The organism is Chitinophaga dinghuensis, from assembly GCF_003259435.1.
Taxonomy (GTDB): Bacteria; Bacteroidota; Bacteroidia; order Chitinophagales; family Chitinophagaceae; genus Chitinophaga; species Chitinophaga dinghuensis.
Genome location: NZ_QLMA01000001.1, coordinates 16,367 through 29,646, shown reverse-complemented (window position 1 = coordinate 29,646; position 13,280 = coordinate 16,367). Strand labels below are relative to the sequence as shown.

The window sequence follows — 13,280 nt, the reverse complement described above, 5'->3', positions numbered from 1 at the left end:
TTTTATTCTGCTGCTTTCATTTTCAAAAACAATACGCCATGTGGAGGTATTTGTGCGGAATAACTATGATCCGACACGCCTATATCTTTTTGTCGCCATAAGTCCCGCAGGCGTTGCGGTCCCTTTATGCCCAGTTGATCCCAGGTAACAAATAGTTCCTGCATGTTGTCTGAAAGATTAAACAATCCAACCGCTAGAGAGCCGTCCTGCAAGGGTTTCGCCCAGATCTCCGTTTTATTATTTCGGTTTCCTACGATTCTTTTTCCTTGCAAACCTGCTGGGTCCTGATCTACTGCAATTACTTCCTTGTTGGTCAACAGGCGCAGTGTGAAAGAGTCTATTTGTTTCAGGTCACAGCCTATCAATAAAGGCGCTGCCAGGATACTCCAGAGGGTGACGTGTGTATACTGTTCATCGGGAGAAAGTTGCGTAGTATGAATATCTTTTCCCCAACCTACTTTTCCTACTACCAGCATATCCGGATCATTCCAGCTGCCTGGCTTTGCATATGGCTGCCATTTATGCTGCATAAACCCGATGGTAGTCATGCTACACCAGGAATCGTGAATATCGCCTGTAGTACGCCAGGAATTGGTCAAGCGACTCCAATCTTCTGCCAGTTCAAATGGAGCGGCATTGGAAATACTGTATACGATATCTCTCCCTGATTCACGCAGCAGATAGCTGAGTTCAGCGGTATGCGCAATATCATTGGTCACCCAATCGTACTTTACATAATCAAAGCCCCATTCCGCCCATTGTTGTACATCATTCTTCACAAAAGAAAAAGCGCCATATCTGCGGGAAGAATTTATGACTTTACCCTCACGGGTATCTGCGCCACCTCCAATAAATCCGGCGTAAGTCTGTACCCACGGCGAAGAATAGATACCAATCTTTATCCCTTTGCTATGCACATAATCAACTAACGCCTTCATATCCGGAAATTTCTCATTTGGCATAATGGCCTGAAACTTGCCGCCACGTTGACCTTGCCATCCATCGTCTATATTAATATAGGCGTAACCGTAGTGGGTAAGGCCCAGATTGACCATCGCATCTGCCATATCTCTTATTTTCTGGTCATCGATATTAGCGCCGAAAACATTCCAGCTATTCCAGCCCATAGGCGGAGTCAATGCTATTTTTTCTCCAATAACGATCTCCAATGCTTTAGTATCGGAACCATAACGGTTTTGTGCGGTTACATTTACCTTGAAAATACCGTTGCTGGCGGCTTTACCGGTAATAATCCCTGTTTGCGAATTCATGGTTAATCCTGCCGGTAGTCCTACCGCTTTTAGAGTAACAGGACGCTCCCCTGCAACAGGAACAGTAAACAGGAATGGATGTCCTGCACGAGCGCCGTATACATAGGGGGCATTTATAACTGGTTGCTTTGATGCAGTTGGCGTAGTGATATAGGGTTGTTCTGCAGGTCTTCTGGTAGAAACGGGATCACTGCCAGTTACTTCAAAATAGGCATCTACCCAATCGGCCCGATCTCCTACAGTTCCATCTCCGGTGTGATCTACGTATAATACCAGCGATTTAATTCCTTTTGTGGACACGGCCAATGGTTTGGCCGCGTCCTTTGCATGCATGATACCACTCCGCCAGAGAATCTGGCCATCTCCCAAAACAATAAATTCAGCACTCGCCTGTCTGGATTCGTATTCTGGCGGGGAATCGTCCAGACCTACGCGTGCCTTGAAAGCAGTCGTTCTTCCATCTAAAGCAATGCGGAAAATACTTTCCGCATGGGTTCCTACTCCCCTGTCGAAATGCTCGCCAGCAATTAACAACGGCGTTTTCCACATCGACTGATTCGCCAACGCTTTTCCGGCCGACTGATCCACATTCGATACATCCAGTTGATCCAACCATACCACACGGACAGCAGGTGTAAATCCAGAGAAGAACATTGCCAGGAGGATGGCCCCCATCATGATTCGCATACTAGTATCCTTTATTCTGCTGACAGTTGATATTCCTGTCTAATTCAGGTTGATAAATCGGAAGTGCATACTGGTTATCAGTATTCCAGGTGATGGCGCCCGCTCTGCTATTCTGATACACTTTGGCCTCATTAGGTCCCAGCGACCATCTTCTTACATTGAACCACCATTTCGCTTCACCGAAAGTTTCCGCCCAGGTTTCATAATACAGCGCGTTTAACGCCAATTGATCTGTGAAGCCCGCATCAGCCGTATTGGGATGCAGGGTAGCTTTAGTGATCTTGCCACCACCAGCAACGGAAGTATAATCCACATTGGCCTGGTTGTCCCATGCCCTGCGATGCACTCTGTTGACATAATCCAGTGCCTGAGGATCATTGTCATTCCCACTGAGTTTCCAATAGCATTCTGCCAGATTGAGGTATACTTCCGGTAAACGGGTGAAGTAAAAATCTGCACCATGCATCCGCGGATTCTGGCTGGCCTGCATATCATACAAGTTGAACTTACGCAGGCTCCATCCATGTTTGATAACATCTGCCGGCTGTTGTGCATTCATTTGGTATTCTGTTTCTGTACCAGCGCCATAAGGCAGTATGGTGGGTTTCGCATTGGCATTCAACACCGTATCTACCCATGGTTGATATGCGGATACCCACAAACGAGGATCTGGATCTGTAGTATAACGTTTCAGCGTTTTCATATGGTAACAGGAATCCACATACGAAGCGGCCACGGTACGGCCAGGAGTACCCAGACCTACCATCACCGGATAGTAATTCTGTGGAAACCCAAAACGACCGAGGTTTCTGTCGTGCATATACATATTACCGTAGCCTGGCGTAGCGCCACCAGGGGCGCCATTATCAAAGAACGGAGTAATAATCAAAGACACTGCCGAGGCGGTAGATGGCCCTGCCATTGCATTATCGCCGGATCTAACAATCGTAATCTGATGTAAGGCTTCGGTGTTATTATTCTCCGTGTAAGCGTATTGTGGATTACCATTCCACATGTTGTAATAATCCTTAAAGTTCATCAGGGATTTTCCGGAGCTCTGTACAATATCCTGGAAGGCATCCCTTGCTTCCGCCCAACGTTCTTCGTACATCAAAGCGCGGCCCAGCAAGGCTTCGGCAGCGTAATAATCAATACGGCCTTTGTCTGCGCCGGTCCAGGTTTTCCTGGTACCATCTGCAGGCACAGTCAGCATAGCAGTGGCCGTTTTCAAATCTGCGATAATGTAATCCCAGCATTGCTTTACAGTACTGCGCGGACGCATTTCATCTGCTCTGTCGCCTATTTTAATATCAGAGGTAAACAGGATAACGCCAGGACTTTTATTATCTCCATTTCCTTTTACTACTACTTCCTGTGCATACAGATTCATCAGGAAGAAATAATGCCAGGCGCGGAGATAATATGCTTCACCAAGTTTATACCTTAATGCCAGCGTATCTGCGGGAGATATACTACTTCCTTTTTTCTGTTTATAGTTGGGTACAATCTGGTCAATGAAGGTTCTGGCCTGTTGTACACCTCTGTATAATCCACGCCACTCCGAGCCGGCATAGGCATTCGCCGCATTCACATGAAGTACCTGCAACTCGTTCCAGTCGCTGGTTCCCAGCCAGGCAACATCTCCGGTGTGATCTATGTTGTAAAAGAATCTTCCCAGTGCAGTAAGACCAAATAGTTCCACACTATGAATATTGGCATAGGGCGAATTAAGGAAGTAATCTACCTGCGCCATATTCTCCGGAAAAATATCCGGATTCAAAACATTGTATGGTTTGGATTCGTCTACAAAATCCTTCTTACATCCCAGCAACAACATACCCAAACCAAGGATGAAGGAAAGTTTTATAATAGTGCGTTTCATTAATTGTAATTTTTAGCTTGATAGATTGGGTTAGAATCCGAATTCAATTCCGAAGGAGTGAATTCTTGTTTTCGGATATACTTCTGCCGAAATAATCCCCTGCGCCAGGGCACTGGAGTTCGCACCGGAAAAGCCAACTTCAGGATCTACATTTTTCACTTTCGAGATCACAAATAAGTTCTGTCCGCTGTAGTAAATCCTGAGCTGCCTAACTTTAATACGACTCAATACTTTCTCAGGCAGGTTGTAGCCAATCTGTAAGTTCTGCAAGCGTAAGAAGGAGCCTTTTTGAATATGATAGTCTGAGATCCGTTTGTAGTTGCCATTCGGATCATACTGGAAGGAATTGTTGCTGATATAACCAAATCTTGGTTGATTGGTGAGACCATTGCCATACATAAAGGAACTGTTGAAGACATTGGCAGTGGTATTAAAATCGTTGTAGATACTGTTATAATAACCATCCATACCATTGTACACATCATTACCATATACGCCATTGAAGAAGCAAGCCAGATCAAAGTTGCGGTAGGTAAGGCCAATGTTGAATCCATAGGTCATTTTAGGCAACGGATTACCGATAATGGTTCTGTCTTTATCATTAATGACGCCGTCTCCATTCAGATCTTCATACCAGATATCGCCAGGCCCTGATCCAGCAGCATTCCAGTAAGCATTGCCACCCGCCTGCGCTTTTGCATTCAACTCGTCCATAGTCTTCTGATCAGGAATCAGACCTTTAGTTTTATATCCGTAGAATTGAGAGATCGGTGCATTCAACTGTGTACGCGCTACGATACCAGACCAGTATTCGCCAGCAGTACCGGCATCAATCGGCAGACTTTCCCCACCGAAAGACAATATTCTATTACGATTGAAGGCCGCATTGAATCCAATGTTCACACCCAGTTTTCCGAAAGTCTCCTGGTAGTTTACAGAGAATTCAAATCCTTTGTTTCTCATTTTACCCAGGTTCATATCCAGCACATAGGAATCGGATGCATTGTGACCTCCCGTCATACCTGCGCTAGGCGGCAGACTACGTTGATACAACATATCTTTTGTATCACGGATATAATAATCCAGGGTGAGGGTTAATTTGTTATTCAGCAATCCTACATCCATACCCACATTAGAAGTGGTAACCGTTTCCCAGTGGATATTCTGATTGGCAACACGTCCTATTCCCCAGCCGCTAACAGCGCCTGTTCCAGGTAATTCATTGAATTGTGTTTTATCATAGTTCGCCAGAGAAGGGATGTATACATAACTACCCACACCATCATTACCCAGACTTCCATAAGACACTCTCAACTTCAGATCTGATAACGCGCTAAATCTGTCTTTCAGGAAATGTTCTTCAGACATTCTCCAACCTGCGGCAGCAGAAGGGAAGTTCCCTTTTCTGTAGCTCGGCGCAAAGCGATCGCTGATATCCTGGCGCAGATTGGCTTCCAGCAGGTATTTATTTTTATAGGAGTAATTTACTTTTCCAAAGTAACTGAGCATGCGGGAGATCCCATAGTCCATATCAGCGGAGCGGCCGCTGGTATTGGCAGGCACATTACTCAATGCAGAAGACTCAGAGAAGCCTACCGGAAACGCATCTGAAATAACCGGTACGGAATAAGCGGAATTAACGGCATAAATAGATCCGGACAAATTATCAACAGATGATTTTCTTCCTTCTGTACCGGCTAACAATTTAAACTCATGGTTACCGATTTTCTTATCATATGAAGCCACAATGCTTCCTACATAAGCCATCGTCAGCGCGCTTTGTTTTCTGAGGTTATCCTGTGGCTGATTTGATTGACCAGACACATACCATTTCCCTTCAAACTGCCGTGCCATACTGGTTACAAAATCGCCACCGCCGGTAGCGCGTACATGCAAGCCGTCTATCGGTTCATAATCTATATAGAGGTTTCCTTCGGCCTCGAGAGAATTATATCTTCTGTTGGTGGTATTAACATAGGCTGCCCAGTTACCGCCGTTATAATTTCCGGAAGACGGAAGTCCGCCCCAGGAGCCATCGTCATTTTTAGGGCGCATCATGGGAGATGACCGGAAAGGCAAAGCATAGGCATTTGCCTGATTCCCGGTTATTACCGGCGGGTTATCCGCATAGGAATACAGGTTCACCCGTTCTCCCACTTTTACTCTTTTACCCAGGTCATAATCGCTATTGATACGGAGACTATATCTTTCCGACCAGGAGTTAGTCACAATGCCATCGGCACGACGATAGCCCGCAGAAATATAATAGTTCTGCTTAGCGCTTCCGCCACTAATCGCCACGTTATAGTTTTGTTCTTTCCCTGTACGATAGAGATATTTTACCCAGTCGGTATTCACCGATTCATCCCAGTTGGCAGCTACCGGATTGATAGCAGCCCAGGCTCTTTTGTAATCCTTTGTGCCTAGTAACTTGGGCATGAAGGTACCATTGCTGAAACCCTGGTTTACAGAGATATCCACATTGGTTCTTTCCTTGCGGGAACCCTTCTTGGTGGTGATTAATATTACCCCACCCGCTGCTCTGGCCCCGTAAATCGCGGCAGAAGAAGCATCCCGGAGTACCTGGATATTTTCAATATCCCGGGGATTGATACCAAAACCGGTATTACCGAGAGCAGGTACGCCGTCTATTACATATAACGGCGACATACCACGGATATTCCCGACTCCTCTGATCACCACGGTACCAGTGGATCTTGGATCTCCGCTGGCATTGGTCACCTGTACGCCGGCAGCACGACCTTGTAACATGTTGGCCACACCGGTAACCGCCATTTTGGAAATATCTTTTGTGCTGATAGAGGATACGGCCCCGAGGAGATTCGCTTTCTTCTGCGCGCTATATCCAATTACCACTACATCCTGCAATTGTTTTGAAGTAGAAACCAGCACAATCCGGAGGGCAGTACTTTGATGATTCACCGCCACATTATTATCCGTAAACCCTACGCTGCGGATAGTCAAAGTAGCTGTCGATTTGGTCAATTTAATAGTGAATTGTCCGTTGGCATCAGTGGCCGTTCCGTTGGAAGTGCCATCTTCCACTACCGTGGCGCCAGGAATAGGTTCATGCTGTTCCGAGACTACTACCCCTTTTACAATAGTAGCAGGAGGGTCCTGGGCCCTCGCAACAGATGTCAACAGGAATAATACAATGCATAGCAATCGGTGCATTTTCATTCGTGGAAAAGTTATTCCATAAGAGAGTAATCCCCTTACAAAACAGGACACATTATTGTTTTTCATATACGTAGAAGTTGCGACTAAATAAGCTCAATCGTTGCAATCAAAAATATTAACAGGTAGTGGGCAGATGCAAATTAAATCACTCAAAAAGCCAGTACAAAGTGCAAACAAAGTACGAACAAAGTTGCATTCATTTGAATATCAGATGTATATAAATAACACTTTAAACGTATCAAAATAGGTTCCAGGAAGGACAAATAGGAGTCCGTCTCCCTAAAAAAACTTTTGGGACAACAAATGCTATAAAATAATTGGCGCAGTTATCATTTATAAATGGTCGTAATATGCATTCGCTCTCCGGTGACCAGGAAGATAATTTCTTCGATTTTCTTATCCAGATCTGTCTTGTTTAAAAAGGGGTATTTTTTTCGTATAGCCTCAATTAATCCTAACTCTTTCAACAGTGAAATTTTTTTCTCCGGGTCCAGGGCACATAACCTGGGCATGTCAGATTCCTGCGTCATCTGGAAAAGTACATGCTTTTTCAACAACTGAATATATTCTCCATATATGATTCCCTGGGTATAGAGATATAGCTCTATGATTTTCTTCTTTTTGTGGGAGATGACCGGCATACCATTGCTGCTGTAGTCGGTCAACCCTTTCAGAAATACGAGGGTAAACTGGGTGGACAGGCATCTTCTGTTATCAGAAGCAGCTTTGCTTTTTAACATTGCCAGCATATCGTTTACGGTGGTCAGCATCGTTTTTACAGGTGAAGAAATTTCTTTGATGAGGTCCAGCTCCCCTTGCATTCTTTGCTTCAGCTGTGTGCCTGCCTGCAAGAATCGGGAAATGATATAGTTATTAAATGTAATACAATGAGCTGTAGCGGGTTTTATATTGAAATTATAAATGTCTTTTCCGAATACGAAGGTCTTTTGCAGCAATTCACTGCTTTTTCTTTCAATTCGAAGGAGGTTTTCAAACTGCAACAAATGGTTCGCAGAGAAGAAGGTAAACAAGTCGGTTTCGAAATCAGGTAACGTGAAAGGCAGGATATTAAAATGGGTATCATAGAATTTAAGTCTTTCCTCATAGCGATGGATACTATGGAATTGCAGAAAGAGTTCATTGATTTCCGTATGTGTATAATCCATGTTGTATCATTTTCATTCCACAGAAAGTAGAAAGAGCCGGTACATTACTGCACCGGCTCTTCCGGTAAAGATGGGATTACTTATTTTTCCCACCAGGCCTTGTAGGTTGTTATTTCTTTACCGCCCATCTGCTGTATTTCAGCGCCATAGTTCTTACTATTGATCGTTTGCTCAGATGTTGGGTAAAGGAAGCGGCTTGGAATACTGCCATTATTGAGGTTAGCAGCGCCACCAGTCTGCAATGCAGGATACCCTGTACGACGAAACTCAATCCAGCCTTCAAATCCGTTATTGATATTCGCCATCCATTTCTGGGAAATAATCTGTTGGAGGGCATTACTTTGGGAGGAGTTATCGAATACCACACCAGTATGTGTCAGATAATTGGCCGCCAGAGCGCCACTGATACCCATTTCTGCGAAAGCGCCTGTAACGCCATTATTATAATGCGCAGCGGCACTACCAGTAACAAAGCCCTTGAGTGCAGCTTCAGCCAGGATAAACTCCTGTTCTGCATAAGTAATAACCCTGGCTTTGATCAATGCAGGATTATTTCCTTTTGTGAAGCTCACATTAAAGTTAGAGGCCTGTTTACTTTGCGCATCTGTGGCATCTACTACCATCGGCATTCCGCCATAATTATTAAAACTAAACGGAGCACCGGCGGCTGTCAATGCGTTAGTCGTAAAGTATGCCGTCAGGCGGGCACTGTCCTGTGTATTCAGGAATTGGGTGTAAAGCGCGCTGTTCATGTATTTCACCGCAAAATCGCCGGACCTTTCCGTAAGACTCACAAAATTGTAAGGCGTAACTGTTGGCAATGCCAGGGTTCCGCTCTGCGACGCATTCTGCATGGTAGCACCGTTATCCACAATACTTTGCATTTCTGTCGACACACTAACTTTAGAAGATATCCTCAGCAGGTAGCGTAAGCGCAAAGCGTTGATAAACGCTCTCCAGTTATTGGTATTGGAGTTATAAAGCACATCACCTTCCATTAACCCGGAAGGATTCGCTTTCAGTAAGCTATCCGCTTTTCTCAAACTCGCGATGATACCTTGGTTCGGGTCCATGTACACAGTTTGCTGACTATCATATGCAGGAGTATAAACGCCCGTATTACCTTGCAGTGCCTGGAGAAAAGGAATATCTCCCCATAACTCTGTGAGCTGTGCAAAAGCGTAGGAACGCAATGTGAGTGCCGCCGCCTGCAATAATGGATTATTCTTCGTTTGACCTAATGTGTATAAAGTATTAGCATCACGAGCCGCTTCATACATGGGAATCCAATATGGCTCGTTGGTTACTGGCGAATAGCGGGTAGGCTGGTCGTAGTAAGACTGACTGAAAGTCATATACTGATTATATCCATTTCCCAATGTCCACACAATATTCGCGTTGTTATAAAATTCCGACACAATGGTATTTGATAATAAAGTAGTGGCATCTGGCTTTTCCAACGCATTAGGGTTCATATTCACCTGCTTCAGTTCCTTGGAACAAGCGCCCAGCGCTATACTTATTATAATGGTAGCCAGGAAATAGCTGCTCTTTTTCATGATGATGAATTAAAGTTTGTATTAAAAATTAAGACCAAGAGAGAAGCCCAGACTTTTGGTAGATGGAATGCTCAGGAATTCAGTTCCAGGTAAGATCTGCTGTCCGCGCAATGCCAGGGTTTCAGGATCTACATCCTTGTTCTTGGTGAACTCCAGGATATTTCTTCCTATCAGGGAAACATTCAACTTACTGCCGGAAACCTTTCCGAAGATGTTCTTGAATGTATAACCAATACGCAGCTCTCTTAATTTCAGATAGGATGCATCATACATGAAGGCTTCATTATTAGAAGCATTGTAATACCCATTATAATAAGTAGCAGCATCTACTTTAACTGTATTGGGAACATACTTCCCAGTGCCATCATCCATCACACCTTTTCCAATAATGCCTGTTTCTCTTCCTGGCAGCGTTTCTACAGACATACCACCAGCCAATACGCCTAATTCCGTATAAGAGAAGAATTTGCCCCCCTGATGCCAATCCCAGAGGAAACTCATATTGAAATTCTTATAATTCAATTCATTGGACCAGGCCAGTACAAAGTCGGGATTATAGTTACCCAACAGGGAATTCTGGGTAGAGGTAAACTGCGGAACGCCGTTCTTATAAACGATATTTCCCTGTGGATCTCTCACAAATGCGTTTCCATACATATTCCCTAAACGCTGCCCCACTTTGGCATCATACTGAATAGCTCTGTAGTAGCGGTCGTACTGGGTAACCTGTGCATAAACATAGGTATTGATACCATCCGGCAGCGATACCACTTTACCCACATTATGACTGAAATTGAAGCTCATATCCCAGTTGAAGCCATTGGCCGAACGGAATGGAGCTGCCGTCAGCATCACTTCCACGCCTTTATTATTGATTTTACCACCATTTACATAGGCATTGGTATAACCGGAAGACACTGGTATTGGTAATTGCACCACTTCATCTTTGGTATTAGACTGGTAGATAGTCGCGTCGAGGCCCAATCTGTTTTTCAGGAACCTCACTTCAATACCCGCTTCTGTAGTCGTAGTGGAAGAAGGTTTAAGATGATTATTGGCCAACACATTATTACCGCTGGTCAATGGAGCATTATTGAAAGGAGTATTGGTAATAAAGGTATTGTTGATGGAGTATGGATCTGCATCACGGCCCACTTGGGCGGCTGAAGCTCTCACTTTCAAATAGGAAATTGCTTCTGGTAAATGCACCATATCTGAAACAATCGCACTCAGCGAGGCCGATGGATAATAGTAAGAGTTATTGCCCGCAGGTAAGGTACTGGATCTGTCATTACGACCAGTTACATTCAGGAAAATTTTATTCTTGTAGTCGAAATCGGCAAACGCATACAAGCTATACACCACCTTATCAAATTTCTGATACAGCGTTGGCAACTGGTTCTGTGCATTGGAGAAGTTATACAACCCTGGCGTAATCAGCGCATTGGCAATATCCCTGGTATAGGTGATATTCTGCATAAAGCGGTTACCGCCAAAAGAGGCATTCACATTAAATAAATGACTGGGCTTCTTATGATAACTTACCAGGAAGTCTGTATTATTCTCAAAATAATTTACATTATCCGTTCTGAATCCACCACTTGGAAAACGCACACTGGTAAAGGATCTGTGCCCTTCTCTATTATCGGCATAGAAGTCGGACCCCGTTCTTAACATAACATTCCACTGGTCATTAATGGCGTATTTCAGCGAGGCATTACCTAATACCCTGTTCTTAGTAAAACTGTTGGTATTATCGTATAAGGTGACATAAGGATTATCGTGGTTATTCCAGTAGCGGAACTGATTCTGTTGATCTCTGCCCGTCTGCCATTCTTTTTTCAGCGAATTAATATCGATGTTGATAGGCATACCATAAACGCCAAAAAAAGTATACATCACACTTTCAGACCCATAACCAATATTAGGACGGTTGCCGCTTCCGCTGTTGATATAGTTGATAAAGAAGTCGGTACTCAGTTTATCATTAAAGTGATGATCAGCCCGCAATGCAATGCCATAGCGTTTTAGATCGGTACCAGGAAGAATTCCTTTATTGTACAGCTGATCCACGGAAAAATGATAGCTTCCTTTCTCTGTGCTTCCACCAAAACCCAAACTGTTCTGTGTAGTCAAACCTGTCTGGAGAAACTTACTGAAATGGTCCGCATGTCCCACCCACGAAGTAGGCGTAACCGTTAGACCAGGGTTGATACCTCTGGCAATCAAATCGCCCGCCTGATAACCATCTCCTGCAGGACTATCAAACTGCACTACTTTTACAGAAGGATCAAACTTCAATCCCCAGTTAGGAATATTATTTTCGTTGGCGCCGGCACCATTAACGAAAGTATAGGTATTGGGCGTACCTGAAAGCGGATAGGCATTCACACCAGCGCCGTATTCATTTTGCAGACGTGGTAATTTTAATGGCGTTTCAAAAGTAGTAGTGGTATTAAAGGAGACACCAATTTTTCCTTTTTCAGAGGCTCCTTTCTGGGTGGTTAAAACCACTGCGCCATTGGCAGCGCGGGAACCGTACAAAGCCGCTGCAGTAGACCCTTTCAGTACGGTTATTTTAGCTATATTATTCGGATTGATTTCCGCAGCCCCATTTCCCCAATCCACTTCTGCCCAGGTACCCTGATTAGAGGAGTTTTCTATGGCATTATTAAAGAACGTTTCATTATTGATTGGTACCCCATCCACTACAAACAAGGGCTGATTGGAACCATTAAAAGAGTTCTCTCCCCTGACAACTATCCGGGAAGTAGAGCCTACCCCTGCACCGCCATTGGTAATGACTACCCCAGCCACCTTACCTTCCAGATTATTGATAAGATTAGGATCAGGCGCCGCTGTAAGTTGTTTGGAGTTAACTGTTTGTACGGCGTATCCAAGCGCTTTTGATTGCTTGTTGATACCCAATGCGGTAACTACTACTTCGTTGAGCGCTTTATTATCTTTTTGCAGCGCAATCGTGATAGATGCCTGTGCGCCAATGGCAATACTGGCCTGCTTATATCCCATGAAATAAACAGTCAATGTGCCATTAGCAGGAGCATTCATCTTGAAATTACCATCGGCATCTGTGATGGCTCCTTTGGAAGAATTTTTCAACGTGATCATCGCCCCGATAATAGGTGACTGGTCATCTGCATCCACTACCTTACCGGAGATAAATCCTGGCGTTTGTGCTTGTACTATTGCTATACGCAATAGCGATACCAGGAATAGAGATATTATTAATAGCAAAGAGGAAAACTTTCGCATAAATCTGATTTGATTGAAGCCAATGCTGAGACAATAAACTGCCTGCGCACAACCAACAGGTGGTCGGCGATATACATAAGCAGCCTTATAAATGGGACATACAGGGATACTTAATACCCACTGATAATCTTGCTATCAGCAAGAATCAGATGCGTAGCACACAGTTTCGAAGGAATAATGGAGATAACGTATAGGCGTAGCGATAGCAAGGAAGAATCGTATCTGCATCAACGATTGCAAA

6 protein-coding genes are annotated in these 13,280 nt (G+C 44.3%); all 6 read right to left on the bottom strand.

Annotated features, from left to right (window positions below; genetic code table 11):
* Positions 1-2 precede the first annotated feature (2 nt).
* The 6 genes from CLV59_RS00095 to CLV59_RS00070 all read right to left on the bottom strand — a co-directional run bounded on the left by CLV59_RS00095 (position 3) and on the right by CLV59_RS00070 (position 13,039).
* The gene (locus CLV59_RS00095) at positions 3-1,958 is read right to left on the bottom strand and encodes an NPCBM/NEW2 domain-containing protein (protein WP_111589980.1); all 1,956 of its coding nucleotides are present in this window, start codon (positions 1,956-1,958) and stop codon (positions 3-5) included.
* Between the two features lies 1 nt (position 1,959).
* Complete coding sequence (locus CLV59_RS00090) at positions 1,960-3,840, bottom strand: RagB/SusD family nutrient uptake outer membrane protein (protein WP_111589979.1); 1,881 nt, start codon at positions 3,838-3,840, stop codon at positions 1,960-1,962.
* A 30-nt stretch (positions 3,841-3,870) separates the two neighbouring features.
* Positions 3,871-7,041 carry a SusC/RagA family TonB-linked outer membrane protein gene (locus CLV59_RS00085; RefSeq protein ID WP_170137603.1) on the bottom strand — a complete coding sequence of 1,057 codons (3,171 nt, stop codon included), beginning with the start codon at positions 7,039-7,041 and terminating at the stop codon, positions 3,871-3,873.
* Between the two features lie 329 nt (positions 7,042-7,370).
* Positions 7,371-8,207 carry a hypothetical protein gene (locus CLV59_RS00080; RefSeq protein ID WP_111589977.1) on the bottom strand — a complete coding sequence of 279 codons (837 nt, stop codon included), beginning with the start codon at positions 8,205-8,207 and terminating at the stop codon, positions 7,371-7,373.
* 80 nt (positions 8,208-8,287) lie between these two features.
* Complete coding sequence (locus CLV59_RS00075) at positions 8,288-9,766, bottom strand: SusD/RagB family nutrient-binding outer membrane lipoprotein (protein WP_111589976.1); 1,479 nt, start codon at positions 9,764-9,766, stop codon at positions 8,288-8,290.
* Positions 9,767-9,787: 21 nt separating this feature from the next.
* Entirely contained in the window at positions 9,788-13,039 is a 3,252-nt protein-coding gene (locus CLV59_RS00070) for a SusC/RagA family TonB-linked outer membrane protein (RefSeq protein ID WP_111589975.1), read from the bottom strand.
* Positions 13,040-13,280: the final 241 nt, after the last annotated feature.